Origin of the sequence: Qipengyuania xiapuensis (genome assembly GCF_019711395.1) — a bacterium.
GTDB lineage: Bacteria > Pseudomonadota > Alphaproteobacteria > Sphingomonadales > Sphingomonadaceae > Qipengyuania > Qipengyuania xiapuensis.
On the sequence record NZ_JAIGNL010000001.1, the window covers coordinates 986,591 to 1,012,139 of the forward strand.

At 64.3% G+C, this 25,549-nt stretch carries 29 protein-coding genes; 18 read left to right on the top strand and 11 right to left on the bottom strand.

Annotated features, from left to right (window positions below; translation table 11 throughout):
- Positions 1–59: 59 nt before the first annotated feature.
- The 3 genes from rplU (at position 60) to K3163_RS05045 (ending at position 1,606) form a co-directional block, all read left to right on the top strand.
- Positions 60–569, top strand: coding sequence for a 50S ribosomal protein L21 (rplU, locus tag K3163_RS05035; RefSeq protein ID WP_221428916.1), 510 nt, complete (start codon positions 60–62; stop codon positions 567–569).
- 12 nt (positions 570–581) lie between these two features.
- Positions 582–851, top strand: coding sequence for a 50S ribosomal protein L27 (gene rpmA / locus K3163_RS05040; RefSeq protein WP_221428915.1), 270 nt, complete (start codon positions 582–584; stop codon positions 849–851).
- Between the two features lie 212 nt (positions 852–1,063).
- A complete protein-coding gene (locus K3163_RS05045) occupies positions 1,064–1,606 on the top strand; it encodes a GNAT family N-acetyltransferase (protein WP_221553189.1) in 543 nt (180 codons plus the stop codon).
- A 59-nt stretch (positions 1,607–1,665) separates the two neighbouring features.
- Here K3163_RS05045 and K3163_RS05050 read toward each other — a convergent pair whose 3' ends face one another.
- Complete coding sequence (locus tag K3163_RS05050; RefSeq protein ID WP_221553191.1) at positions 1,666–2,544, bottom strand: metal-dependent hydrolase; 879 nt, start codon at positions 2,542–2,544, stop codon at positions 1,666–1,668.
- 114 nt (positions 2,545–2,658) lie between these two features.
- On the opposite strand from K3163_RS05050, the gene K3163_RS05055 reads away from it, so the two are divergent.
- Positions 2,659–3,258: a TetR/AcrR family transcriptional regulator gene (locus K3163_RS05055; protein WP_221553193.1), complete on the top strand. Its 600-nt coding sequence runs from the start codon at positions 2,659–2,661 to the stop codon at positions 3,256–3,258.
- Here K3163_RS05055 and ygfZ read toward each other — a convergent pair.
- Positions 3,242–3,982: a CAF17-like 4Fe-4S cluster assembly/insertion protein YgfZ gene (gene ygfZ / locus K3163_RS05060; RefSeq protein WP_221553203.1), complete on the bottom strand. Its 741-nt coding sequence runs from the start codon at positions 3,980–3,982 to the stop codon at positions 3,242–3,244. The two genes, K3163_RS05055 and ygfZ, sit on opposite strands and share 17 nt — an antisense overlap.
- Before the next feature lie 38 nt (positions 3,983–4,020).
- On the opposite strand from ygfZ, the gene K3163_RS05065 reads away from it, so the two are divergent.
- Together K3163_RS05065 and pyrC are read left to right on the top strand one after the other, a co-directional pair.
- Positions 4,021–4,845, top strand: a complete 825-nt coding sequence (locus tag K3163_RS05065; protein ID WP_221553219.1) for a patatin-like phospholipase family protein — start codon at positions 4,021–4,023, stop codon at positions 4,843–4,845.
- 12 nt (positions 4,846–4,857) lie between these two features.
- Positions 4,858–5,895 carry a dihydroorotase gene (gene pyrC / locus K3163_RS05070; protein WP_221553221.1) on the top strand — a complete coding sequence of 346 codons (1,038 nt, stop codon included), beginning with the start codon at positions 4,858–4,860 and terminating at the stop codon, positions 5,893–5,895.
- Here pyrC and rarD read toward each other — a convergent pair.
- The gene (gene rarD / locus K3163_RS05075) at positions 5,873–6,775 is read right to left on the bottom strand and encodes an EamA family transporter RarD (protein WP_221553229.1); all 903 of its coding nucleotides are present in this window, start codon (positions 6,773–6,775) and stop codon (positions 5,873–5,875) included. The two genes, pyrC and rarD, sit on opposite strands and share 23 nt — an antisense overlap.
- 183 nt (positions 6,776–6,958) lie before the next feature.
- On the opposite strand from rarD, the gene K3163_RS05080 reads away from it, so the two are divergent.
- Positions 6,959–7,465, top strand: coding sequence for a glycine zipper 2TM domain-containing protein (locus K3163_RS05080; RefSeq protein WP_221553231.1), 507 nt, complete (start codon positions 6,959–6,961; stop codon positions 7,463–7,465).
- 102 nt (positions 7,466–7,567) lie between these two features.
- On the opposite strand, the gene astD is transcribed toward K3163_RS05080, so the two are convergent.
- Entirely contained in the window at positions 7,568–9,016 is a 1,449-nt protein-coding gene (gene astD, locus K3163_RS05085) for a succinylglutamate-semialdehyde dehydrogenase (protein WP_221553233.1), read from the bottom strand.
- 73 nt (positions 9,017–9,089) lie between these two features.
- Entirely contained in the window at positions 9,090–10,490 is a 1,401-nt protein-coding gene (locus K3163_RS05090; protein ID WP_221553242.1) for a protein adenylyltransferase SelO family protein, read from the bottom strand.
- Between the two features lie 80 nt (positions 10,491–10,570).
- Between K3163_RS05090 and K3163_RS05095 the strand changes: the two genes are divergently transcribed.
- The 4 genes from K3163_RS05095 to K3163_RS05110 all read left to right on the top strand — a co-directional run bounded on the left by K3163_RS05095 (position 10,571) and on the right by K3163_RS05110 (position 14,818).
- Positions 10,571–11,440, top strand: a complete 870-nt coding sequence (locus K3163_RS05095; RefSeq protein WP_221428905.1) for an alpha/beta fold hydrolase — start codon at positions 10,571–10,573, stop codon at positions 11,438–11,440.
- Positions 11,437–12,540: a glycosyltransferase family 4 protein gene (locus tag K3163_RS05100; RefSeq protein ID WP_221553244.1), complete on the top strand. Its 1,104-nt coding sequence runs from the start codon at positions 11,437–11,439 to the stop codon at positions 12,538–12,540. Before K3163_RS05095 ends, K3163_RS05100 begins: the two co-directional genes overlap by 4 nt.
- Before the next feature lie 131 nt (positions 12,541–12,671).
- Positions 12,672–13,451: a tetratricopeptide repeat protein gene (locus K3163_RS05105; RefSeq protein ID WP_221428903.1), complete on the top strand. Its 780-nt coding sequence runs from the start codon at positions 12,672–12,674 to the stop codon at positions 13,449–13,451.
- A 17-nt stretch (positions 13,452–13,468) separates the two neighbouring features.
- Positions 13,469–14,818, top strand: a complete 1,350-nt coding sequence (locus tag K3163_RS05110) for an outer membrane protein assembly factor BamB family protein (protein WP_221428902.1) — start codon at positions 13,469–13,471, stop codon at positions 14,816–14,818.
- Between the two features lie 3 nt (positions 14,819–14,821).
- Here K3163_RS05110 and K3163_RS05115 read toward each other — a convergent pair whose 3' ends face one another.
- The 3 genes from K3163_RS05115 to K3163_RS05125 are packed head-to-tail and all read right to left on the bottom strand — an operon-like array spanning position 14,822 to position 17,308.
- Positions 14,822–15,124, bottom strand: a complete 303-nt coding sequence (locus K3163_RS05115; RefSeq protein WP_221428901.1) for a putative quinol monooxygenase — start codon at positions 15,122–15,124, stop codon at positions 14,822–14,824.
- Between the two features lie 15 nt (positions 15,125–15,139).
- On the bottom strand, positions 15,140–16,510 hold the full coding sequence (locus tag K3163_RS05120; RefSeq protein ID WP_221553252.1) for a glutamate--cysteine ligase: 1,371 nt from the start codon (positions 16,508–16,510) through the stop codon (positions 15,140–15,142).
- Positions 16,511–16,552: 42 nt separating this feature from the next.
- Positions 16,553–17,308: a 16S rRNA (uracil(1498)-N(3))-methyltransferase gene (locus K3163_RS05125; protein ID WP_221553254.1), complete on the bottom strand. Its 756-nt coding sequence runs from the start codon at positions 17,306–17,308 to the stop codon at positions 16,553–16,555.
- Positions 17,309–17,347: 39 nt separating this feature from the next.
- Between K3163_RS05125 and ubiA the strand changes: the two genes are divergently transcribed.
- From ubiA to K3163_RS05140, 3 genes are read left to right on the top strand one after another with little or no spacing between them, the layout of a single operon-like run.
- Positions 17,348–18,262 (top strand): 4-hydroxybenzoate octaprenyltransferase, encoded by a 915-nt coding sequence (ubiA, locus tag K3163_RS05130; RefSeq protein WP_221553256.1) that lies wholly within the window; start codon positions 17,348–17,350, stop codon positions 18,260–18,262.
- Positions 18,262–18,882 (top strand): SOS response-associated peptidase, encoded by a 621-nt coding sequence (locus tag K3163_RS05135; protein ID WP_221553258.1) that lies wholly within the window; start codon positions 18,262–18,264, stop codon positions 18,880–18,882. The genes ubiA and K3163_RS05135 overlap by 1 nt, the downstream gene beginning before the upstream one ends.
- Positions 18,883–18,886: 4 nt before the next feature.
- Positions 18,887–19,339: a tRNA (cytidine(34)-2'-O)-methyltransferase gene (locus tag K3163_RS05140; protein ID WP_221553260.1), complete on the top strand. Its 453-nt coding sequence runs from the start codon at positions 18,887–18,889 to the stop codon at positions 19,337–19,339.
- Here the strand turns inward: K3163_RS05140 and K3163_RS05145 are convergent.
- The 3 genes from K3163_RS05145 to K3163_RS05150 are packed head-to-tail and all read right to left on the bottom strand — an operon-like array spanning position 19,336 to position 21,145.
- A complete protein-coding gene (locus K3163_RS05145; RefSeq protein ID WP_221553262.1) occupies positions 19,336–20,598 on the bottom strand; it encodes a Xaa-Pro dipeptidase in 1,263 nt (420 codons plus the stop codon). The two genes, K3163_RS05140 and K3163_RS05145, sit on opposite strands and share 4 nt — an antisense overlap.
- Positions 20,599–20,643: 45 nt before the next feature.
- Positions 20,644–20,769 (bottom strand): hypothetical protein, encoded by a 126-nt coding sequence (locus K3163_RS13625; RefSeq protein ID WP_280638297.1) that lies wholly within the window; start codon positions 20,767–20,769, stop codon positions 20,644–20,646.
- A complete protein-coding gene (locus tag K3163_RS05150) occupies positions 20,762–21,145 on the bottom strand; it encodes a VOC family protein (RefSeq protein ID WP_221553264.1) in 384 nt (127 codons plus the stop codon). The genes K3163_RS13625 and K3163_RS05150 overlap by 8 nt, the downstream gene beginning before the upstream one ends.
- Before the next feature lie 113 nt (positions 21,146–21,258).
- Here K3163_RS05150 and soxR point away from each other — a divergent pair, with 113 nt between their 5' ends.
- From soxR to K3163_RS05170, 4 genes are all read left to right on the top strand, one after another.
- Positions 21,259–21,696 (top strand): redox-sensitive transcriptional activator SoxR, encoded by a 438-nt coding sequence (gene soxR / locus K3163_RS05155; RefSeq protein WP_221428893.1) that lies wholly within the window; start codon positions 21,259–21,261, stop codon positions 21,694–21,696.
- Between the two features lie 110 nt (positions 21,697–21,806).
- Positions 21,807–23,015, top strand: coding sequence for an acyl-CoA dehydrogenase family protein (locus K3163_RS05160; RefSeq protein WP_221553267.1), 1,209 nt, complete (start codon positions 21,807–21,809; stop codon positions 23,013–23,015).
- A gap of 4 nt (positions 23,016–23,019) precedes the next feature.
- Positions 23,020–24,111 (top strand): acyl-CoA dehydrogenase family protein, encoded by a 1,092-nt coding sequence (locus K3163_RS05165; RefSeq protein WP_221553269.1) that lies wholly within the window; start codon positions 23,020–23,022, stop codon positions 24,109–24,111.
- Positions 24,112–24,202: 91 nt separating this feature from the next.
- Positions 24,203–25,546 carry an APC family permease gene (locus K3163_RS05170; RefSeq protein WP_221553271.1) on the top strand — a complete coding sequence of 448 codons (1,344 nt, stop codon included), beginning with the start codon at positions 24,203–24,205 and terminating at the stop codon, positions 25,544–25,546.
- The last annotated feature ends 3 nt before the right edge of the window (positions 25,547–25,549 follow it).

The following is a 25,549-nucleotide window of genomic DNA, read 5'->3' on the forward strand; positions in this document are numbered from 1 at the left end:
CGGGTGCGCCGTAGATTCGCAAGAATGCGGCACAGCAATTTGAACGAGAGATACGTACCATGTTCGCAGTAGTGCGCACGGGCGGCAAGCAATACCGGGTTGCCGCCGGAGACAAGATCGCGGTTGAGAAGCTGGCTGGCGAAGCCGGTGACACCATCACGCTGGGCGACGTCCTGCTCGCCGGTGAAGGCGACAAGCTGGAAGACGCCGGCAAGGTGACGGTTTCGGCCGAAATCATCGCACAGGCGAAGAGCGAAAAGGTCGTCGTCTTCAAGAAGCGTCGTCGTCACAACTACCGCCGCAAGAACGGCCACCGTCAGATGATGACGCTCCTGCGCATCACCGACGTCGGCACCGGCGGCGCCAAGAAGGCTGCTCCCAAGAAGGAAGCTGCCAAGAAGGCTGACGCTCCGAAGAAGGACACTTCCGAAGAGAAGGCAGCGCCGAAGGCCAAGAAGGCTGCACCGAAGAAGGCTGCAGCTACCAAGGCGGCTCCTGCCAAGAAGGCACCCGCTAAGAAGGCTGCGCCCAAGAAGGCTGCAGCCAAGAAGACCGAATCCAAGAAGTAAGGAAACCGGACCATGGCACATAAAAAAGCAGGCGGTTCATCGCGTAACGGTCGCGACTCAGCTGGTCGTCGTCTTGGTGTGAAGAAGTTCGGCAGCGAAAACGTCGTCGCCGGCAACATTATCGTGCGCCAGCGCGGCACGAAGTTCTACCCGGCCGTCAACGTCGGCATGGGCAAGGACCACACGCTGTTCGCGCTTACCGACGGCGTCGTCCGATTCCACTCGGGCAAGCTCGGCCGCAAATACGTTTCGGTCGACGCGATGGCGGAAGCCGCCGAATAAAAGGACGCTCCGATAACGGGACCGTCCAGACGGAACGGTCCCAGCCGGGCTAACGATCCGGCAGACGAAGAGGGAGATGGGGCCGACCCGTCTACCTCTTGTCGTTTCTCCCTCTTCAAAACCGCTTGGGCGAAAATTCGATTTCGTCGCCACGCAATTGTCACGCGTCCGGCCTAGGAGCCCGGAGCGTGGACCTCACGGGGAGAATACCGATGTTCCATGTTACGAATCGGCTGCTGTTGCGGCCGGCCTGGCCTGAAGATGCAGATGCGCTGTTCGGCAAGATCGCCGACGAAGGCGTCGTTCGCAATCTCGCCTCGGCGCCCTGGCCCTATCTCCCTGAACATGCCCGCGAATTCGTCATGCGAAAGCAGGATCCGCGCTTTCCGGTATTCCTCATTACCCGCCCGGGTGACGAGGGATCGGAGCTGGTCGGCTGCATCGGCATCGATGCGACCGATGGCGAGGTCGAACTCGGTTACTGGATCGCCCGCAGGTTATGGGGGCAGGGCTATGCGACCGAAGCCGCCAATGGCGTGCTGGAAGTTGCACGGCTGCTCGGCCACGAGCGCCTGACCGCTGGCCACTTCCTCGACAATCCGGCCTCGGGCCGCGTGCTGCGTAAGCTCGGCTTCAGACCGACAGGCAAGGTCGCGGCGCGGCACAGCTGCGGCCGGGGCGAGAAGGCGGATTGCGTGCTCTACAGCCTCGATCTGGACGACCAGCAGGCAGAGGCTCCGCTCCAGGCGGCCTAACCAAACGAAAGGGCCCCGCGATCGCTCGCGGGGCCCTTCTTGCTCGTAGCGGCTGGGGGTTATTCGGCCGGCATCAGCGCGGCTTCGAATTCACCTTCGTACTTGCCGATCAGCGCGCGGTCGTCGTGATCCCACGGATGGAAACCGGGCTTGAAGTAGGCGAGCCATGCCGGGAGGATGCGGCGCACCACGCCCGGGCTTACGGTGAGATACTTGAACAGGCCCCACTTGGCCTTCCAGCCGGTGATTCCGTCCTGCGCAAGCAGTTCCAGCGTGTCGCCCCACCGGTTCTTGAAGAAACGCGCGGTGACGATCAGCATCATCAGGTTGCGAACCTTCCAGCGCCGCCACCTGGTCCAGTCCTTCGTGGCGTGGTTCCAGGTGTCGAAGGCGACGCCCTTGTGCTCGATTTCCTCGATCGAGTGCCATTCCCACATCGCGCGAACCTCGGGATCGGCGTCCTTGAAGTGCTTGGGATTGCCGAGGAATTCGGCAGCCATCATCGCGGTGTAGTGCTCGAGCGCCATGGTGGCGGCGAGGTTGAGGATCTCGGGGCGGCCCTTGGTCATGGCCAGCATCTCGCCCACGCGCTTGTCGATCGCCTTGATGTCGTAGCCGTGATCTTCGGCGAGACGGTTGAAGGCGATATGCTCGCGCGTGTGGTTGATTTCCTGCTTCACGAAAGCGCGGATTTCTTCGGCCAGCTGCGGATCGGCGCCATCGCGATGTGCCTTCACGGCCTCGATGAAGAAGGCCTCGCCGCGCGGGAAGGTGGCCGAGAGCGCATTGTGCCAGGCAGTGCCGAAAGGCTCGCCTGCCCACCAGCGACGCGGCGTGGTGCCGCGATTGAAACGCTCGTCGCGCACGGTGATCGTGAGGTCGGTAGGGGTGGGAGCCTGCTTCTTGGCGTCGGTATCGATTTTCACAGGGGCGTTCATGGACTGCTCCGGAATTAACTTACATCAGTGTAAGTAGTGGATACTGACATTGATGTCAATAAGTTTCGCGGACGCCTTCCCCGGAGCCTCCGGATGGTTTATCGCCCTGCAATCATGGCAACCCGTAAACGCCTTTCGCCCGAGGAATCGCGCTTCGCAGCGCTCGAGGCGGCGCGTTCGCTCCTGATCGAGACCGGCCCGCAATCGGTTACGCTGAAAGCAGTGGCCGGTCGAATCGGGCGTACGCACGCCAATCTGCTCCATCACTTCGGTTCGGCCGCAGGCCTGCAAAAGGCGCTTGCCGGGCATCTGGCAGAGGCGGTCTGTGCGACCATCGCCGATGCCGTCCACGCCAGCAGGGCGGGTCTCGGCTCACCGCGCGAGGTGGTCGACCTTGCATTCGATGCCTTCGACAAGGAAGGCGCGGGCGCTCTCGCCAGCTGGATGATCCTGACCGGCAACGAGGACGCTCTGACGCCGATTGTCGAGACCATTCACGAGCTGGTCGACGAGATCGCGCCTGCCGAAGCATCGCATTCGGGCGAGGCGAAACAGGTCCACGAAGAAACGCTGGCGCTGGTCCTGATGGCCATGGGCGATGCGCTGATCGGCAGTGCGCTCTCCCGTTCGCTGGGCCTGCCCGAAACCGCCGCGCGCGACCGTGCGGAACGGATGCTGGTGCGCTCGCTCGAGGCGGTCACTCAGAAGGGCTGAGGCCCGGTTTCATCCAGTCCGGCGCTGCGCTCGCGTCGATATCGCTTACCCGCAGATGATCCACGGCGAGGCCAAGGTCCTCGTAGGCAGCCTTGCGCCGCTTTTCATCGGACCCCTCGAGCGGAACGACCACCAGCCGGCGATTGATCTTGCTGCGCCAGTTCATGCGCGCGGTGTTCTCTTGGCCGATGTAGCACCCCTTGTCGAAGGCCACGCCGTGGAGCTCGACGGCGTTGGTCTCCAGCCAAAGGATGTCGCCCATTTCCGCCCTGCCTTCGGGCACGCCCATTGCGAGACGGTGGGCGAGGTATGCGTCATCGGCTGCCTTGTCATTGTCCGATACCGGCGCGAGCCAGCGCTGGCCCAGTGCGGTGAGGCGCGGATCGGGCGCGCCGCCATCGCCTGCATGCCTTTCCCAGTGCACCGCCACGCTGTCGTCGATCGCGATGTCGATCTTGCGGCGTAGGCGGTAGAGCGACAGGCGCTTCGCAAGGTCGGCAGCGCTCTCCGCTTCGCAATCGAGCAGAACTCCGCCATCGCCCGAAGGCCACACGAACATGTCGAACATGGTCTTGCCCTGCGGCGTCAGCAACGCGGCATAGACGGGTAGCGGCTGTCTGAGGTCGTTGGTGAGCAGGCCTTGCAGGAAATCGATGACGTTATCGCCGTCTTCCTGCGGGCTCAGGCGGATCACGGCGCGGTTCATCAGGCGTGTGGCTGTCATGCGTGACAGATAGGCCACCGGGCGGCATAGGCAATGCGGTGAACGTCAAATTCGACCAGATCGTCTTCTCGGGCGGCGGGATCCGTTGCTTCTGGCACGGAGGCTTTCTGGCCGAGGCCGGACCTGCGCTCGACCTGGATGTGAAGCGTGTCTCGGGTGTCTCCGGCGGGGCCTTGAGCGCGGCCGCCTGGATCGGAAAGCGCGAGACCGATCTGCTCGAGCTGATGCACGAGGCATTCGCGATCAACGACGCGAATGTCGATCTCAAGCGAAGCAATTACACGCCACACCAGGAAATCTACCGCGCTGTGGTGGAGACGACACTCGATGCCGAGGCGATCGAACGGATCGCTGATGGGCCCGATTATCAGGTCGTGCTTTCGCTTCCGCCCTCGCGATTGTCTCCGCGCTCATCCGCCCTCGTTTACGGCATTTTGTACAAGCTCGACCACGCGGTCCGCTCTACGCCGCATCTTGCGTGGACCAAGAAGGCTGGGCTGGGCCAGCTGAGAGTGGATGCGCGGCAAGCAGCACGTGACGGAAGGCTCGTCGACTTGATCTGTGCGGCAGCGACGATACCACCGGTCTTCGACGTACCGCACTGGGACGACCAGCGCGTGCTCGATGGCGGGATGACCGATAAGGCCCCGCTGCCCGATCCGGACGAAGGGCGCACGCTGATCCTCCTGTCGAGCCGCTATTCCGCAATCCCGCAGGATGATCGCCGGACCTATGTCCAGCCAAGCAGCGAGGTTGCCGCCGACAAGATCGACTTCGCCCATGCCGACCGCGTGCTCAAGACTTGGGCGCAGGGCGAGGAAGACGCGCGCTTGTGGCTGGAACAGAACGGGCTTGCGAGCTAAGGGGCGCGGGACATGACCGAGAGCCTCACGATCCGCCGCCCCGACGACTGGCACCTTCACTTCCGCGATGGCGAAACCATGCGCGCCGTGGTGCCGCATACCGCACGCCAGTTCGCCCGCGCGATCGTGATGCCGAACCTTTCGCCGCCGGTGACGACCACCGCGCTCGCGGCCGCCTATCGCGACCGGATCAACGCAGCCGTGCCCGAAGGTGTCGAGTTCACCCCGCTGATGACCGCCTATCTGACCGACGAGAGCGATCCGGATGACCTCGCCGCCGGTTTCGCCGACGGCGTGCTGACCGCTGCCAAGCTCTATCCCGCCGGCGCGACGACCAATTCCGCGCACGGCGTGACCGACATTGCCAATATCGAGCGCGTGCTCGAGCGCATGGCCGAGATCGGCATGCCGCTATGCGTCCATGGTGAGGTGACCCATGCGGAGATCGACATCTTCGACCGCGAGGCCGTGTTCATCGACCGCATCCTTTCCCCGCTGGTCGAGCGCATGCCCGAGCTCAAGGTGATCTTCGAGCACATCACCACCAAGCAGGCAGTCGAGTTCGTAGATGCCTCGGGTCCGCGGATCGGGGCCACAATCACGCCGCAGCATCTCCACATCAATCGAAACGCCATCCTCGTGGGCGGCATCAGGCCGCACATGTTCTGCCTGCCGGTGGCGAAGCGAGAAGAGCATCGCCTCGCGCTGCGCAAGGCGGCGACGGGCGGCTCGGCGAAATATTTCCTCGGCACCGACAGCGCGCCGCACCACCGGCACGACAAGGAAAGCGCCTGCGGCTGTGCAGGCATCTTCAACGCCCCCTTCGCGCTCGAAAGCTATGTGACGGTCTTCGATGAAGAGGGTGCGCTTGACCGCTTCGAGGCGTTCGCGAGCCTCAACGGCCCCGCCTTCTATGGCCTTCCGGTCAACGAGGGGGATGTGACGCTCGAGAAAGCGCAAGTCGAGGTGCCGGCCGAAGTGAATGGCGGAGCGGCCGAAATCGTGCCGTTCCACGCAGGCGAAACGCTCAGCTGGCGACTGGCTTCCTAGAGCGCGACCAAAGGTCCCATACAAAGACGGAAGCAGCAAGCCAGATGCAGGCGAAGCATGCTGCCTGCACGGGTTTCAGTTCCTCTCCGAACACGGTCAGGCCGAGCAGGAAGACGATGCTCGGCGCGAGGAACTGGATGAAGCCGAGCGTTGAGTAAGGCAGCAGGCGGGCCGCGATGGCGAAGAGAAGCAGCGGGACGGCGGTCAACGCGCCGCCCAGCATGATCGCAAGGCTCAGGTCGAGCGACTGGGTGAACGAAGAGCCCGCTGCGCTCTGCGCGAAGTACCAGGCAACGCCCGCGGCGGGGATGAGCAGGATCATGGATTCGATCGTCAGGCCGGGCAGTGCGCCGACATCGACTTGCTTGCGGATGACGCCGTAGGCACCGAAGCTCATCGCCAGCGTCAGGCTGATCCACAAGGTGGTGAGAGCGCCGCCGAGCAGCAGCGAAACGCCGAAAGCGGCAATCGCCACGGCTGCCCACTGGAAGCGTGACAGCCGCTCTTTCAGGAGCAGCGTGCCGAGCAGCACGTTCAGCAGCGGGTTGATGTAATAGCCGAGGCTCGCGGCGTAGACGTAATTGTTCTGGATCGACCAGACGTAGACGACCCAATTCACCGCGATGAGCGCCGAAGACAGCAGCAGCCAGCCCATGGTCCGCGGATTGGTCAGCGCGGCACGCAACTGCGGCAGCTGCTTGCGAAACGCGACGATCAGCAGGCACAGCGGCAAGGTCCAGATGATCCGCCAGCCGACAAATTCGAACGCCGGAACCTCGCGCACGAGGATCAGGTAGAGCGGCAGGAAACCCCATATGACATAGGCGCCGAGCGCTGCCCACAGGCCCGTCTTCGGGTGTTCGGTTTCTGTCGTCCCCATGAATGAAGCGCGCCTAGGGCCTGCCATTCGGGGCCGCAAGCTTCATCTCGTCGCTGCCAGATATTCGGCTCGTCGATTAACGCAAATCTGACGTTCGCGTTGCATTCTGTTCAGATTGGTGGGCGTAAACCTTAACGGCATCGGGACTCTTCGAGTCGCATACGATCCACAGGACACTGACCCATGAACCGCATTCTGAAGACTGCATCGCTCGCATTGGCCGCCTCCGGCCTCACGCTCGCCGTCCCCGCGGCGGCTGCACCCATTCCTGCCCATGCTGCACCTGCCGCGAATGCTGCGGTAGGCGACACCGTCTACGAGCACGGTAATGGGCACCACAAGCACAAGCGCCACAAGCACCGCGACTATCACGGCCGTCACTATGACGACCGCCGCTATTACGATGACCGTCGCTACTACCGCGAACGCCCCTACTACATGCGCTATGACCGCAACTGGGGTCAGCCGGTCTATCGCGATACCCGCATCTGGCGTGGCCGCGACAACCGCTACTATTGCGAGAAGGACGACGGCACGACCGGCCTGCTGGTCGGTGCAGGTGTCGGCGCGCTGATCGGTCATGAAGTCGCCGGTCGCGGCGGTGACCGTACGCTGGGCGCCATCATCGGCGGTGCCGCAGGTGCGCTCCTCGGTCGCTCGATCGACCGCTCCAGCACCCGCTGCGGATAATTGAACGAGCTTCGGGCTGCGCCCACCCGCAGTCCGGAGGCGACCTTCGGGTCGTGCTGGGCGTCGTCTGCATCCTCCACAAGAGGAGCGGGCGGCGCCCTTTTACTTGTGGGCGTCCTTGCTCTTGCGCGTCGGCTTCACCGAATCCTTGAGGCCCACGCCGATGCTGGCGCGCGGCTGGTCCAGTTCGGTGCTGGCTACCGGATAGGCGCAGTAATCTGCCGCGTAATAGGCCGCGGGACGGTGATTGCCCGACAGGCCGATGCCGCCGAAGGGCGCAGCTGAGGAAGCGCCGTTGGTCGGGCGGTTCCAGTTGACGATACCGGCGCGCGTCTCGTTCCAGAAGCGTTCGAAATCATCGGGCTTGCCGCCGATCAGCGATGCCGAAAGACCGTAACGCGTGTTGTTTGCCTCGGCGATGGCCTCGTCGAAGTCCTTGACCCTGATCACCTGCAAGAGTGGGCCGAACAGTTCGACGTCAGGGCGTTCGGCGATTGCAGTGGTGTCGATCAGGCCCGGAGTGAGAAAGGGAAGGTCCTCGTCAGGGCGGGTCATCGGGAGAATTTCCTCGCCGCCGTGCGATGCCAGCGCATCGTAGCTGTTCATCAGCAGCTCGGCGGTTTCGTTGTCGATCACCGTGCCCATGAAAGGCTGCGGTTCGGCAAAGGGCTCGTCGACCACCAGCCGCTCCGCCAAGGCTTTCACGGCCGGGACGATCTCGTCATACATGCTATCGATCACGACAAGGCGCCGGGCGGCGGTGCAGCGCTGGCCCGCGGTGGTGAAGGCCGACTGGACGATCGTGACGGCAGCATCCTCGATCTTGGGCGTATCGAGCACGACGATCGGATTGTTGCCGCCCATCTCCAGCGCGACGATCTTCGAAGGATCGCTCGCGAGCTTGCGGTTGATCGCAATCCCGCCGCGCGCGGAACCGGTGAACAGCACGCCGTTGACGTCGGGATGGGCGACCAGCGCCTTGCCCGCTTCGGGTCCGCCATGGAGCACCTGGACGACGTCCTCGGGCACGCCGGCCTCATGGAACAGCTTCACAAGAAATTCGCCCACTGCAGGGGTCTTTTCCGAGGGCTTGAAGACGACGACATTGCCCGCGATCAGCGCCGGGACGATGTGGCCGTTGGGAAGATGGGCAGGGAAGTTGTACGGCCCGAGCACGGCCATGACCCCGTGCGGCTTGTGGCGCAGGGCTGCCGATCCCTGCAGCGCGCTGTCGAGCTTCTTCTGGCCGGTACGCTCGGCATAGGCCGAGATCGAGATCTCGACCTTGTTCTTTACCGCTTCGACTTCGGTGCGCGCTTCCCACAGGGGCTTGCCTGTTTCGCGGGCGATGAGTTCAGCGAAAGGCTCGGCGTGCTTGAGGACCTCGTTGGCGAAACGTCGCATGGCTTCCATGCGCTGGCCCACGCTTTCGCGGACCCAGACGCCGCGTGCGCCGACGGCGCGTTTCATCACTTCGTCTACGTTGCCGGCCTTGCCGCGCCAGATCACGTTGCCTGTCGCGGGCTCGGTGGAAACCATCTTATCGGACACAGAGCGTCTTCCCTAACCCGTCGCCTTTTGTGCAACGGCTATGTGACCTTGTCGCCCTCGCGTCAAATGGGGATTAGGCCTTGTGCCCACTTGGCGCGGGCGCAGGGCCGTGCGCTTCTCCCATCCTCCTGAGGCGCTCGACCTTGTCCTGCAGCGGCTGCCAGTCGTCGCGTTCGTCGATGGCAGACCAGATCGCTTCCACCTCGTCGATCAGCATGCTCTCAGGCGCGTTTTCCTCCCAGTAGGGGTGGCTGTCCTCGACCTTGCGATATCCGGCGAGGATATCGGCGAGATCGCCTTCGGAACCGCGTCCGGCGCGATTGCGGTAGAAGAAGGCATCGGGCTGCTCGCCGCTGTCGGCCATCGCCGCCTCGCATGCGCCGACGAGCTTGCCGTCGTCCTCGACACCGCGACTCTCAACGCCGAGCCGCCAGCACCAGCGCCTGCCCACCGCCGCCATGTAAAGCGGGCCGAAGCGTTCCATCGCGGCAATCAGCGGCGGTGCGTCGGCGAGCAGGCGAAGGGCGATGGCGAACTGGCCGCAATTCCAATGGAGAGCTTCCGGCTGCCGCCCGAAGGCATAGAGCCCCGCGTGGTCGAAATAGGCTGCGGTGAAACCGGGCTCCCACTTGGGCAGGAAGCGCCAGGGGCCGTAGTCGAAGCTCTCGCCCGAGATGTTCATGTTGTCGGTGTTGAGCACGCCATGGACGAAGCCTGCCACCATCCAGCTGGCGGCGAGATCGGCGAGCCGTTCGACGACGAGATGCATCAGCCGCACGGCGGGTTCGTCGCGGCCAGGTGCATCCTCGGGCGGAGGCGGCCCGGGGAATTGTTCGAGGCAGTAGTCCACGAGCGCTTCCATCTGCTCCTGCTCTTCGAGCGCAAGCAGGCGCTGGAACGTGCCGATGCGGATATGACCGTGGCTGAGCCGGGTCATCACCGAGGACCGAGTGGGGGAAGGCTCGTCGCCGCGGGTGAGCTCTTCGCCCGTCTCGACGATGCTGAACGTCTTCGAAGTATAGACGCCCAGCGCCTCGAGCATTTCGGTCGCGAGGATTTCGCGCACACCGCCCTTGAGCGTCAGCCTGCCGTCGCCATCGCGGCTCCACGGTGTCTGGCCCGAACCTTTCGTGCCGAGGTCGAGCAGGCGATTCTCTCCATCGCGCATCTGGGCGAACAGGAAACCGCGACCGTCGCCAAGGTCGGGATTGTAAGTGCGGAACTGGTGGCCGTGATACCTGAGCGCGAGGGGCTGGGGCAGGTTGTCGGGCAGCGGTTCGAAACGTCCGAAGTGGCGCACCCATGCTTCGTCGCACAGGTCGTCGAGCCCTACTGCTGCGGCCCAGCGATCATTGCGAAATCGCAATTCCGCCTTGGGAAATGCGGCCGCCTCGACCGGGTCGCCAAGCCATTCCGCAAGCTCGGTGATAGGCGTTTCGGGGCGGTATTCTGCTTGTTCGGGGGCGCTCGGCATGGGTGCGGGGATGGGGTTCATTGCGCTACCATGCAAGTCGTCTCTCGAAATTTGCGTCAGGGCGCGCTAACTCGCCTTCCATGGATAGCGAATTCAGCGAACGCAGCTGGCAGAGCCCCGACGGGCTGGAGCTGTATTTCCGCGACTATGCGGGTGACGACAGCGGCAAGGTGCCCGTCGTCTGTCTGCACGGCCTCACCCGCAACAGCCGCGATTTCGAAGGCCTTGCGCCGCATATCGCCGCGCTCGGTCACCGCGTGATCGTGCCCGACATGCGCGGACGCGGCCAAAGCGCATATGCCGACGATAGCGCGACCTATGCAGTGCCGACCTATATAGCCGACGTCATGGCGCTGCTCGAGCAGGAGGGCATCGACCGCTATGTTTCGATCGGCACCTCGATGGGCGGGTTGATGACTATGCTCATCGCGCAGTTCGCGCCCGAGAAGATTGCCGGCGCGCTGATCAACGATATCGGACCGGTGGTCGACCCGCGCGGGATCGAGAAGATCCGCACCTATCTAGGCAAGGGCGGCAGCTTCCCGACCTGGATGCACGCGGCCCGATCGCTGGAAGAGGTGCATGGCGCCTCGCATCCTACCTTCGAGACGAACGACTGGATCGCCATGGCGAAGCGTTCGATGACGTTGTGCAACAACGGCCGCATCGCTTTCGATTACGACATGAAGATCGCCGATCCGTTCAACGATGCGGACGAAAATGCGGTGCCGCCCGACCTGTGGCCCGGTTTCGACGCGCTGGCGGACAAGCCGCTGGTGCTGGTGCGCGGTGAAGTGTCCGAGATCCTCAGCGCGGAAACTCTCTCGCTGATGCAGAAGCGCGCGCCCGATGCCGATACGGTGATCGTGCCCAAGGCGGGCCACGCACCGACGCTCGACGAGCCAGAGGTCCGCAGCGCCGTCGACGCGCTTCTTTCCTCCGTCAAATGAGCAAGCACTCCGACGGCATTCCGCCGCACGTCCTCCACGTATGCCCCGATCGCGAGGCGATGGAGCGTATCGCCAGCTACGGGCGCAAGCTGCGCCACACGGTCGTGACCGGTGACGAGCTTGTCATGCAGGCCGCACCGCGCGGGCTGACCATCAAGCAGGCCTCGCATTTCCCTTCGCTACAGGGGCTTCCGTCGCCCGGACGCATGCAGAAGCTGGCGCGCGCGATGACGCCCTTCGACCTCGTGCTGACGCATGGCTGGGACGCTCTGGACGTCGCGATGGCGCATACGCTGTTCAAGGATGCGATGCAGCTGCCGCCGCTGGTCCACCACGAGAGCGATCTGGGTGAAAAGGAAGCGGTGAGGCTTTCGAAGAAGCGCACCTGGTACCGCCGCATCGCGCTCGGCAAGTCATCGGGCCTCGTGGTGCCGTCCGAGAAGCTCGAGGAGATCGCCCTGGTCGACTGGCAGCAGCCGCTCGGCAGGGTGAAACGCATCGCGCCGGGCGTCGACACCAAGGCCTTCGCCAAGAAGCCCAAGACCGACGGTTTCCGGATGATCAAGCGCGAGGGCGAACGCTGGCTCGGCACGCACGCCGCTTCGGGCGACCTGCCGACGCTGGCGAGCGCATTTGCGGCGCTCGGCAAGGATTGGCAGCTGATCATCCTCGGCGAAGGTGATCGCAGCGAGATCGAGCCGCTGGTCGACAGGATGGAAATGAACGACCGCGTGCATTGGCTTGGCAGCGTCGGAACGCCGGAGAAGGTCTTCGGCCTGTTCGACATCTTCGCCGTGGCGGGTCACGCCGATGGGTTCCCCGTTCCCGTCGTGCAGGCGATGGCGTCGGGCGTACCCGTGGTCGCGCCCGACGATGGCGAGATCGCCCACACCGTGGCAGAGCCGACCCGCGAACAGCTGTTCCAGCATGGTAACGAGGCCGCGTTGACCGAGAAACTGGTGACGCTCTCGCGCGATCCGCAGGCGCGAAGGGACGCGGGCGAGGCCAACCGCGCGCATGCGGTGGCCGCATATGACCGTGAAAAGTCGCTCGCGACCTATCGCCGCTTGTACGGCAGCGCGATGCAGTTCGAGCTCTAGCCGCTTTCATCCGCCATTCACGCGGGCGGGGACAGGCTCTTTCCAATGGGCTCGAAGCCATTGCCCTAGCACTGCGCGTTGCCTAAAGACCCGCGAACCGAAATCTAGCAAGGACGGGAGCCCGCCCCACAGTGGCCCGCACACCCAAGACCGAACCCACCCGCGAAGAGAAGAAGGCCAAGGCCGAAGCTGCAGAGCAGGAAGCCCTGCTTCGCGAAGTCGACGATGCCGTCCGCCAGGGCGACATGGACCAGTTCCTCACCACTTGGGGCAAGCCGCTGCTCGGCGTGCTCGCCGTCGGCCTCGCTGCTTTCGGTGGCTACATCTACTGGAACAACCAGCAGGAAGCGCAGCTCGAAAGCTCCAGCGAAGAACTCGTGCTCGCTCTCGAACAGCTCGAAAACGGCAATGAGGAAAGCGCGATGACGCGCCTCGCCGCGATCGAAGGTGCGGGCAGCGCAGTGATCTCCGCCAAGATGCTTCGCGCAGGCCAGCTCGCCGAGAACGGCGACGATGAACAGGCCGCCGAACTCCTCGGCGAAATTGCCGACGACGAAAGCGCTCCCGAGCCGCTGCGCAACCTCGCGCTGATCCGCCGTACTGCGCTGCGCTACGACGCCATGGAGCCGGCCGAAGTGGTTGCCGCAATGCAGCCGCTTGCCGTGCCCGGCGAGCCGTTCTTTGCCAGCGCGGGCGAATTGCTCGCTCATGCCTATCTCGCGCAGAACAAGCGCGATGAAGCCGGTGCGCTGTTCGGCGAAATCGCGCGTCACGAGGATACCCCGGAATCCGCGCGCGTGCGCATGCTCAACATGGCAGGCATCCTCGGTGTCGATGCCATCGACGATGTTCAGGAACTGCTCGAATCGCAGAACGGCAGCAATGCCGGTCCCGAAATCGTAAGCGAATGATACGAAACGGAAAACCGATGAGCCAGACGACCAAGCCTTTCCTTCGCACCGCCTGCGTGGCGACGCTCGCCCTCGCGCTCGGCGCCTGCAGCGGCGGCCTTTTCGGCGGCGGCGACGGCGAAAAGGACACGCCGACGCTCGGCGATCGCCAGCCGATCCTCTCGCGCATCGCGACGGGTGCCGAAGTCGATCCGGCGCTTGCCGGAACGCCGGTCACGCTGCCGGCTGCGACCACCAACGACACCTGGGGCCAGGCCGGCGGTACCGCCAGCAAGAGCTACGGCCACCTCGCGCTCGCAGAGGCTCCGGCCCGCGCATTCACCGCCAGCGTCGAAGGCGCCGGTGAACGCCGCCGCCTCGGCTCGGCTCCTGTCATCGGCAGCGGCAGGCTTTACGCTGTGGGTACGGACGGTCGCGTCACCGCGTTCGACGCGCAGACGGGTGCACGCCAGTGGAGCTACCAGGGCGATCTCACCGACGATACGCGCGCCTCGGCCTTCGGCGGCGGCGTAAGCTACGAAAACGGCCGCCTGTTCGGCACCGACGGTGCAGGCAATGTCTACGCTCTCGATGCCGAAACCGGCGCCGAGCAGTGGAAGGTGAAACCCGGCGGTCCGCTGCGCGGTTCGCCAACGGTCGCTTTCGGCAATGTCTTCGTGATGAGCCAGGACAACCAGCTGTTCGCGCTCGACGCCAGCAACGGTTCGCTGCAGTGGCAGGAATCGGGTTCGACCACGATGGCCGGCGTCTTTGGCGTTGCTGCACCTGCCGCTGGGCAGGGCACTGTCGTTGCAGGTTATACCTCGGGCGAGCTCGTCTCCTACCGTTACGAGAACGGCCGCAGCCTCTGGGCCGACGCGCTGGCACGCACCTCGATCTCGACGCAGGTCGGCGCGCTTTCGGACATCGACGCCGATCCGATCATCCACAACGGCCGTGTCTATGCACTCGGCCAGGGTGGCCGCATGGCAGCCTACGAACTCGTGAGCGGCCAGCGCCTGTGGGAACTCAACGTCGCGGGCATCTCGACCCCGGCCATTGCCGGAAACTGGGTCTTCGCCCTGACCGACGAAGCCAAGCTGATGGCGATTGCCGCCGACACCGGTAAGGTGCGCTGGCTGACCCAGCTTCCGCGCTTCCGGAACGAGGAAAAGAAGAAGAACCCGATCTTCTGGCAGGGCCCCGTCCTTGCGGGCGGCCAGCTGTGGGCGGTCAATTCGGAAGGCCAGGTCTACCGCATCAGCACGGGCGAAGGCTCGGCTGCGATGGTCCAGGAACTCGACGAGGCGATCAGCCTGCCGCCGGTCGTGGCGAACAACACGCTCTACATCCTCGACGATAGCGGCACGATCACCGCCTACCGCTAAGGATCAGCCGAGCGGCGCACCGTCGTCGGTCTCGTAGATACGGATATCGCGCGAGGCCGGCGGGTTGGCCGCCATCACCGCCTGGAATTCCGCCATGTGTGCAGACTGCATGTGCGCCTCGAGCGCGCTGCGGTCGCGCCAGCGCTCGAACAGGATCAGCGTGTCGGGATCGGCAAGGTCACGGGCGAAGGTGTAATCGAGGCATCCGTCCTCGTTGCGGCTGGCGCGCACCATTTCGATGATCGCCTTCTGTGTTGCCGCATCGATCGTCGTGCCAAGCTTGATGGTGCCGTTGATCTGGATCATGCGCTTACTCCCAAGTCAGAAGCTGTATTTGTAGACCCTGCTGACGTCGCCGCCCCATTCTCCGTGATAGCGGTCGAGCAGGACCTGCGCGGGCACTTTCCCGCTGGCGACGATCTCGTCGAGCGTTTCGAGGAAGCCGGTCTCGTTGTCGCCCGAGGTGTTGAGCCGACCGCGCGCTGCAAGGCCTGAACGCGCAATGGCGAGCACTTCCTTGGCAAGGTCATGCAGCTTGCCGCCGCCCGGGATGGGGGCGTCGAGCGCCAGCTTGGGCACTGCGTTGCGCAGCGCCTCGCGTTCTTCCATCGTCCAGTGCTTCACGAGATCCCACGCGGCATCAAGCGCGTGCTGTTCGTAAAGCAGGCCGACCCAGAATGCGGGCAGGGCGCAGATCCGGCTCCACGGGCCGCCATCGGCGCCGCGCATTTCGAGGAAGCTTTTCAGGCGCACTTCGGGGAAGGCGGTCGAGAGGTGGTCCCACCAGTCGCTTGTCGTGGGCCTCTCGCCGGGCAGGACTTCGAGCTTGCCCTCGAGGAAATCACGGAAGCTCAGCCCAGCTGCATCGATGTACTTCCCGTCACGGAAGACGAAATACATCGGCACGTCGAGCATGTAGTCGACCCAGCGTTCGTAGCCGAAGCCGTCCTCGAAGACGAAGGGCAGCATGCCGGTGCGGTGCGGGTCGGTATCGCTCCAGATATGGCTGCGATAGGACAGGTAGCCGTTGGGCTTGCCCTCGGTGAAAGGCGAATTCGCGAACAGCGCGGTGGCGAGCGGCTGGAGCGCGAGGCCGGTGCGGAACTTCTGTGCCATGTCGGCTTCGCTCGAATAGTCGAGGTTCACCTGGATCGTGCAGGTGCGCAGCATCATGTCGAGGCCGAGATTGCCCACGCGCGGCATGTGCCGCATCATGATCTCGTAGCGGCCCTTGGGCATGATAGGCAGCTCTTCGCGGGTCTTGTCGGGCCACATGCCGAGGCCGAGGAAGCCGACATTGTAGCGCTCGCCGATCTCCTTGACCTGCGCGAGGTGGCGCCCGGTCTCGTTGCATGTCTGGTGCAGGTTCTCGAGCGGGGCGCCCGAAAGTTCGAGCTGTCCGGCAGGTTCGAGGCTGACGGTGCCGTCATCGCCCTTCATCGCGATGACCTTCCCGTTCTCCTCGATCGGCTCCCAGCCGAACTCGCGCAAACTCAGCAGGATATCGCGAATACCGCCGGGCTCGTCATAGGACAGCGCGCGGTGTTCCTTGCAGCAATAGACGAGCTTTTCGTGCTCGGTCCCGATGCGCCAGGCATCCTTGGGCTTCTCGCCCTTCTGCATCGGCGCAACCAGCTGGTCGCGGCTTTCGATGATGGGGTCTGCTGCCCCCGAGGCCTCTCTCGTGCTCATGGTCGGTGGCGATAGGCAACCGAACCCGCGTTCGCAAAGAAATTATTCGGCGTCGAGCCAGTCGCCTGCCTCGGCCATCCATACGGATATTCCCGCGATGGCAGCCGTTTCGCCGCGCAGGATACGCGGGCCGAGGCTGATCGGGCTGGCATTGGGATGGGCGCGGATCATCTCGCGCTCTGCATCGTCGAAGCCGCCTTCGGGGCCGGTCAGCAGGGCGGCGGGACCCTCGGCATAGCAGAAGGCATCGGCTGCGCTTTCGCCGCCTTCCTCGTCGGCGAAGAACAGGATGCGGTCCTCGGGCCAGTCGCGCAGCAGCGCCTCGAGCTTTACCACCGGCGCGATCTCGGGAAGCGCGGTGCGCGCGCATTGCTCGGCGGCCTCGGTCACGATCGTGTCGGCGCGTTCGGCATTGAGCTTGTCGGCCACACAGCGGCGGGTGACGACCGGCGCAATGCGCGCAACGCCCAGCTCGGTCGCCTTTTCGAGGACCATGTCGAAGCGGTCCTTCTTGAGCAGTGCCGCACAAAGCCAGAAATCGGGCACTTCCTCGCGCGGGCGAAGGTGCAGCTTGGGGACCAGCGTGACATGACGCTTGCCCGCATCGACGACCTCGGCGGCCCATTCGCCGGTGATATCGTCGCACAGGATCACGGCATCGCCGGGCGACACGCGCATCACCTTGCCGAGATAGTGCGCCTGGTTGCCCTCGACCTTCACCTCGGTATCCGCGGCGAGCTGGGTTTCGACGAAAAGACGGGGCGCGCTCTTGGGCGGCCAGGCGGGTGTTGCAGGCATGGCTTTGCAGGTGGCACGTGCGCTTGTAGGGAGCAAGCCATGAGCGAAAGCGCAGCGTCCGATATCGTCCCTGACAGCGAGCATCGCGGCCTTGTCGCGCGCCTGCCGCAACTCCCGCGGGACCTTGCGCAGCTGGCGCGTTTCGACCGGCCGATCGGCTGGTGGCTGCTGTTCTGGCCCTGCGTCTGGGGCGTCTGGCTGACGGGAGCGGGCTGGCAATGGGCGCTGCTCGGCTGGCTGCTGCTCGGCAGTATCGCGATGAGGGGCGCAGGATGCGTCTATAACGACATCGTCGATGCCGATCTCGACCGGAAGGTCGCGCGCACCGCCAGCCGGCCTGTGGCGAGCGGGCGTGTGTCGAAGAAACTCGCGTGGGGCTGGCTGCTGGCGTTGTGCCTCATTGGCCTTCTCGTCCTGCTACAACTGCGCCCGCTGGCGCAGATCGTGGCGCTGGCCAGCCTCGCCATGGTCGCGGCCTATCCCTTCATGAAACGGATTACCTGGTGGCCGCAGGCATGGCTCGGTCTCGTCTTCACGTGGGGGCTGCTGGTCGGCTGGACGCAGCTGCGCTCCGATAATCTCGATGCGCTTGCGGCCATGTATGCGGGCGCGGCGCTGTGGGTGATCGGTTACGACACGATCTACGCGATGCAGGACCGCGAGGATGATGCGCTGGTCGGGATTCGCTCTTCGGCGCTGCGCCTCGGCGGGCAGGTGAAGGGCGGAGTGGCGCTGTTCTACTCGGGCGCGGTTGCGCTCTGGGCGCTCGCCTTCTGGCTCTACCGCGCCGACTGGGTGGCTCTGCTGGCGCTGCTTCCTGCTGCCGGACACCTCGCATGGCAGGTCTCGACGCTCGACGGCGAGGACGGCGGCAATCCGCTCGAACGCTTCCGCTCGAACCGCTGGACCGGCGCGCTGGTGGCGGCAGCCTGCTTCGTCGTGGGGAACGCCTGATGTGCAATCTCTACCGCATGACCAAGAACACGGACGAGGTCGCAGCCTGGTTCGACGTGATGAACGAGCTGGGCGGCGCGAACTTCGGCGCGGAAGTTTATCCCGGTTATCCCGGCGCGGTCGTGGCCGAGGGCAAACTCAAGCAGATGAGCTGGGGTTTCCCGCTGGTGATGAAAGGCAAGAGCGGCCAGCCGCTGAAGCCCAAGCCGGTCAACAATGCCCGCACCGACAAGCTCGACAGCTTTTTCTGGCGCTACAGTTTCGAGGAGAGGCGCTGCCTGATCCCAATCACCGCATGGGCAGAGGCGGAAGGGCCGAAGGGCGGCAAGACGCGCAGCTGGCTATCCCGCCCCGATGCCGAGCTCTTCGCCTGCGCGGGCGTCTGGCGCAATTCGGATGAGTGGGGCGAATGCTATTCGATGGTCATGACCGACGCGGCCGGCCTTGCGGCAGAGGTCCACACGCGCATGCCCGTGCTGCTCGCGAAGGACGACTGGGGCAAGTGGACCGGCGGTTCGCCCGAGGATGCGCGCGCATTGTGCAAGCCGTGGGAAGGTGAACTCGAGCTCGACCGCACCAAGGTGCCGTGGTCGGGCAAGGGGCAGGTGGGGCTGCTCTGACACGATGCGCATAGCCTTGTTCGAACCCGAGATTGCCGGAAATGTCGGCGCGGTCATGCGGACCTGCGCCTGCATGGGCGCGAGCGTTGACCTGATCGAGCCGCTGGGTTTCCCGTGGGACGACCGCCGTGTTCGCCGCGCAGCGATGGATTACATCGATCACGTCGAAGTCGTGCGTCACAAGAGCTTCGACGCGTTTCGCGAGGCGATGGGCGAGAGCAGGCTGGTGCTCTTCACCACGCGCGCGACGCAGTCCTCCTACGATTTCGAGTATCGCGCCGACGACGTGCTGCTGTTCGGCAAGGAAAGCGCGGGCGTGACCGACGATGTTCGCGCCTCGGTCGATGCGAGCGTTCGCCTGCCGATGCGAGCGGAAGTGCGTTCGCTGAATCTCGCGACCAGCGCAGCGATCGCTCTGACCGAGGCGCTGCGGCAGACCGATACGCTTCCCGGCTAGTTCACCAGTTCGCCGCCCTTGATGACGACATCGACATCGGCAAGCTCGCCGACGTCGGCCAGAGGATCGCCATCGACGGCAATCATGTCGCCCCATGCGCCCGGCTTCACGACGCCTACCTGCCCGGCCTGTCCCAGCGCGTCGGCAGCATTCACCGTCGCCGCGCGGATCGCCTCGATCGGGCTCATCCCGTATTCGACCATCACTCGGAACTGCCCGCCGACATCCTCGTGCGGCATGACGCCTGCATCGCTGGCGAAGACCATCTTCACGCCCGCCTCATGCGCGCGGCGGAAGTTGTCACGCTGCGCCTGGCTGAGCGAGCGTTCCTTCGCGAGGTTCTCTTCGAGCACCCCGTTCGCCGCGCCCTGGCTCAGCGTGTATTCGGTGTTGAAGATATCCATCGAGAAATAGGTGCCGTTCTGGCGCGCAAGCCGGATCGCCTCATCATCGGCGTAGCTGGCGTGCTCGATCGTATCGAAGCCCGCGCGAATAGCGGCCTTGATGCCGTCTGCACCATGGGCGTGGGCGGCGGTCTTGAGGCCCCAGAAATGCGCCTCGTCGACGATAGCCTCGAGCTCGTCCGCGTGGAGCTGCTGGATACCGGGTGCCGTATTGCGGCTGAATACACCGCCTGTGGCGCAGGCCTTGATCACTTCGGCGCCGTATTTGCGCTGCTCGCGCACGGCGGCGCGCAGGGCGGCGGCTCCGTCGGCTGCGGCAGGGCTTTTCGCCCCGTAGCTGGGCGGGAGGAAAGTCTCGTCGCAGTGCCCGCCAGTCGCGCCCAGCGCGTGGTTGGCGGTGACGATGCGCGGGCCCACAAGCCAGCCTTCGCCGATCGCTTGGTCGACGCCGATCACGCGGTAATCGGTATCGCCGAGGTTGCGCACGGTGGTGAAGCCTGCATCGAGCATGGCGCGTGCATTCGAGACGGCGATGGCGCTCCAGAACTGGTCGGTAAACTGGAGGCCGGAATAGCCGCCATATTCGGGCCGCCCGTCGAGATGCACGTGCATGTCGATGAGACCGGGAAGCAGCGTGTGTCCGGCAAGGTCGATATGCGCGGCGCCTTCCGGCACTTCGCCGCCCGGGGTCACGCTCGCGATCTTCCCATCCACGATCACCACCACCGGCGCTTCGACATAGCGTCCGCTCTCGACATCGAGCAGGCGGTCGGCGGTGACAGCAACGGTTTCGGCGGCTGCCGGGGCTGCCGACAAGAGGGCAAGTGCGGCAGCGGCGTTGGCGATCGACTTCATCTATATTCCCCCGGATGCGGCCCCGCGCGGGGCCTTCCGGGGAATTCATACACGAACCGGCCCTGCTGGAAAGCGGGGCTGCGCCTCGCGCGTCTTCCTTGGCGCATCGCGGCGCTTGGACTTGTCCGGGCGCTGATCGAACAGCGGGCGGCGCAGGATGATCTCATTCATAGCTGACCACCTCGAATTCGATGCCGTCCCAGTCGAAGAAGTAGAACCTGCGGCCGGGCTCGTAATCGTCGTGACCGAAGGGCTTCAGGCCGTGGCGTTCGACCACCTCTTCCGCCTCGTCGAGATCGCCAACGGTGAAGGCTATGTGGTTGAGCGGCTGACCCTTCCTGTATTCGCCCTTCACGTGGTCGCCGGTGTAGAGCGCGACATAATCGTGATCGGCGCCGACGTGGATACTGCGTCCACCTAGCATCGAGGGGCCACGCCAGCGTTCTTTCCAGCCGAGTAGCTCTATCAGCAGGGCTGCGCTGCGGTCGGGATCCGTTACCGAGATATTGGCGTGTTCTAGGCGGCCTTGGGACCTTTGGGTTGCCATCGTGCATCTCCTTATGCGGCCTGCGCGTTGGGCAGGCCCGATTGCGATGCACAGGGATATGCAACCTCAAGCTAAGTTGAGGTCAAGCTTTGTTTTCGCTATCGCTGTGATCGATGAAAGCGAACGACCTTTTGCCAATCGGCGATCTCGCCCGCCGCACCGGCCTCTCGGTTTCGGCGATCCGGTTTTACGAAGAGAAGGGGCTGGTCGAACCGCATCGCACTGCGGGCAACCAGCGGCGTTTCCTGCGCAGCGACATCCGAAGGCTCAGCTTCATCCTGATCGCGCAGAAACTCGGCCTTTCACTGTCGGAGATCGAGGAGGCGCTCGCCGGCCTGCCGCAGGGGCGCACACCCAATGCTGCCGACTGGAAGCGGATAAGCGGGGAAGTGAAGAAGAGGATCGATGCTCAGATCGCCGCCCTCGAGAAGGTGCGCGAGGATCTCGACGGCTGTATCGGCTGCGGCTGTCTCTCCCTCAAGAAATGCGCGCTCTACAACGCTGGCGACAAGTGGGGCGAGGGTGGCAGCGGCCCACGGGTGCTGCGATAGCTCTCCTGTTCCGGGCCAATCATATTTGCGGGTAGCAGCGCGCGCCTTGGCCGTGCATGAAGGGCATCGATCCCGGCCAATCCAGCAGTGCGGGGACGACGGGGAGAGAGATGAAGATCGAATTCGCGCCCGAACTCGAGGCATTCCGAGCCGAAGTTGCAGAGTTCTTCGCTACTGCGCCAACGCCCGCCATTCGCGAGGCCGGCCGCAAGACAACCAGCGTCTTCGCCCCGTTCAAGGAATGCATGGAATGGCACCGCATCCTTTACGAAAAGGGATGGGTGGCCCCGCACTGGCCCGTGGAATACGGCGGCACCGGCTGGAGCGTGGAGCAGCGCTTCATCTTCGCCGAGGAATATCGCAAGGCCGACCTCCCGCCGCTGCTACCGCAGAGCCTCGGCATGGTGGGGCCGCTGCTCATCGATATCGGGACCGAGGAGCAGAAGGCGAAATATCTCGAACCGATCCTCAAGGGCGAGGATTTCTGGGCGCAGGGATATTCGGAGCCAAATTCCGGCTCGGACCTCGCCTCGCTCAGCTGCCGAGCAGAACCCGATGGCGACGATTACATCATCAACGGGTCGAAGATCTGGACCACTTATGCGCATCACGCGAACCGGATGTTCATGCTCGTGCGCACCAGCAACGAGGGCAAGAAGCAGCAGGGCATCACCTTCCTGCTGCTCGACCGGATCGACTATCCGGGCATGGAAATCCGCCCGATCGTTGGCCTCGACGGCTTTCCCGAGCAGTGCGAGGTCTTTTTCGAGGATGTGCGCGTGCCGCAGTCGGGCCGCGTTGGTGAGGAGAACGACGGCTGGAGCGTCGCCAAGCACCTCCTCAAGCACGAGCGAGGCGGCGGCAATGCCGCGAGCCCGACACTGATGCGCTATTGCGAAAGGGCTCGGGCAGCCGCCGCAAAGACGCCTTCTCCCTTCGGCGGAACGGTCGCGGATGATGCGGTCTTCCAGCGCGAGATCGGCGAGCTGGAAGCGGACATCGCCTCGCTCGGCCACTTCGAGAAGCTGGCGATCAGCGGTCACGAGATCGCGCGCGATCCCGCGTTCCCCTCGATGAACAAGACGATCAATTCGGAGCTGGTGCAGCGCGCCTCGGTCCTGATGACCCAGGTTTCAGGCGTGGACGGGCTTGCGCGGCAGCTGGAGGCCCTGCGTGTGGGTTCGAATGTCGAACCGCTCGGCAGCGAGTTCGACCTCGTTTCCATGCCGCTCTATCTCAACAGCCGCGCGACGACGATCTACGCCGGTTCCAATGAAGTGCAGCGCGACCTGATCGCCCGCACGGTGTCGGGGAGCTAAAGCCATGGATTTCAGCTTCACGGACGAACAGCAGATGCTGCGCGACGGCGTCGGCAAATTCCTGGAAAAGAGCTATGATTTCGATGCCCGCCAGAAACTGGTCAATTCGGACGCGCCCTGGTCAGCCGACGCATGGCAACAGTTTGCCGAATTCGGTCTGCTGGCACTGCCATTCAGCGAGGAACAGGGCGGTCTCGGAGGTTCGATCTCCGATTGCGTCGCCTTCGCCGAGCTGTTCGGCAGGCACCTCGTTATCGAACCCTATCTCGGCTCGGTCATGCTTGCCGGTTCGGCGCTTGCTCAGAGCGGCCATGCGGCCGCGCAGGAGTGGGTGGAAAGGATCGTTTCCGGAGAGGCGGTGGTCGCTTTCGCCTTCGAGGAAGGACACGGAACGGCCTCACCCGAACTGGTCGCGATGACCGCGCAGGGCAGCGGAAACAGCGCGCGCCTCACCGGCGAGAAGCGCCTCGTCCATGGGGGCGCCGATGCCGATGCCATCGTAGTGCTGGCAAGGAAGGGCGAGGGCGGTCCTCCTGCATTCTTCCTCGTGGAAGCGGGGGCGGACGGCCTCGATGCGCGCGCCTACACGACCATCGACGGACGCAGCGCAGCGAACGTCTCTTTCAACGATGTCGCCGCGACCGAGCTTGAGGCCTCCGAAGAGGCAGTCGAGAAGATCATTGCCGATGCGATCATCGTACAGTCTGCGGAGGCGGTCGGCGCGATGGGCGCGCTCGTCGCCATCACCGGCGAATATGCCCACACGCGCAAGCAGTTCGGCGTGCCGATCGCGACCTTCCAGGCAGTGGCCCATCGCCTCGCGGACATGAAGATCGCCTATACCAAGGCGCGTGCGACGCTGATCTACACCACGGCTCTGGCGGAATCCGGCGCGGCGACCCCGCGCGATATTGCCATCCTCAAGGGGCAGGTCGGCAAGCTAGGTCGGGCAGTGGGCGAAGCGGCCATCCAGACACATGGCGGCGTGGGCATGACAGACGAGCTGAGCGTGAGCCACTATCACAAGCGCTTGCTAGCCTGCGACACGACCTTCGGCGATCACGCCTATCATTTCCGAAAGGTCGGGATGGGGTGATTGCCGGGAGATTCCGGCAGTCACTGACTTGCGTCTACTTGGGCCGAGCGGGGATTGTTCTTTACTAATATTGCCGGTGGTCTAGCTTGCTTTGCATGGGGCGCGTCCTAGCAGGGGACGGACTATCGGATATGACCAGAAGCCGCCGCGAGCGATAGGTCTCGCGGGCGCCATCGTCATCAACCTCAATGCGGTGGTCGGTTCCGGCATATTCGCCCTGCCTGCCTTGCTGTTCGCAGCGGCTGGCACGTTTTCGCCATACGCCTTGATGCTGTTTGCCTGCTTTTACGGCTGCGTGATGGCGGTGATCGCCAAGCTGTCCACGATCTTCCGGCAGTCGGGTGGGGCGCAGCTCTATGCGCAGCACGCCTTCGGCCCGCTCGTCGGTTTCCAGGCCGGTTGGCTGGCGCTCGCGACCAACATGATCGGGGCCTCGGCGAATTTCCATGTCCTCATGGCCTATCTTGCAGCGCTGTTTCCTGTGTTTGCCGATCCATTCCTGAAGCTGGCGACGATCGCGGTGCTGATCGCCCTGTTCACGGCCATCAGCATCAGCGGAACGACGCGTTCGGTGGGAGCGATCAAGCTGGGCACCATCCTCAAGCTCTCGCCGCTCCTGCTGCTTTGCATATTCGGTTTCGCCCAGAACGGCTTCCCGACCGAGGTCAGCCTGCCCGTCTTCTCCGAGTTCGAAGCAATCGCACTGCTGCTGGCGTTTGCATTCTCTGGTGCCGATGTCGCGATTGCCGCTGCCGGCGAGACGAAGAACCCGAGGCAAACGCTGATGCGCGCCATCTTCCTCAACCTTGCTGGCATCGCGATCTTCTATGCGCTCGTGATGTGGGCCTACATCGCGATTGCTCCCGACCCCAGCAATGTGGACACGCCGCTGGCGGCCGCTGCGGAAAAGGTCATGGGGCCTGCCGGGATACTGATGATCAGCATCGCCGCGATTTTCTCGGTCGCGACTTTCCAGCTCAATGTATTCGTCGCCATCCCGCGAATTGCCTATGGCATGGCGCGTCGCGGTTTGATGCCGCACCCGCTGGCCTACGTCTCTCCGCGATTCCAGACGCCGGTAGCGGCGATTGCATTCTACGGGGCGGTGGTCGCCATTCTCGCCCTGTCGGGCACCTTCACCCTCCTCGCAACCCTCATGGTCAGCGTCGAGCAGATCCTCTTCACGTCCAGTATCGCAGCGCTGATCGTCATGTGGCGGCGCAATGACGCCGGTCTTCGCGAAAGCATGGATGCGCGCTGGCTCGTGATCATCCCGATCGCGATACTATTCGTGGTCTGGCTGTTCTCTCAAGTGCCGTGGAGTACGGTCATTCCCACGCTTGCCTTCGTCGCTGTCGGCTTCGTGTTCTATGCGATTTCGCGTCGCAGTGCCGTGGCGCAGGACGGGATCGAGTTGCCGGAAGGGCGGGCCTAGCGG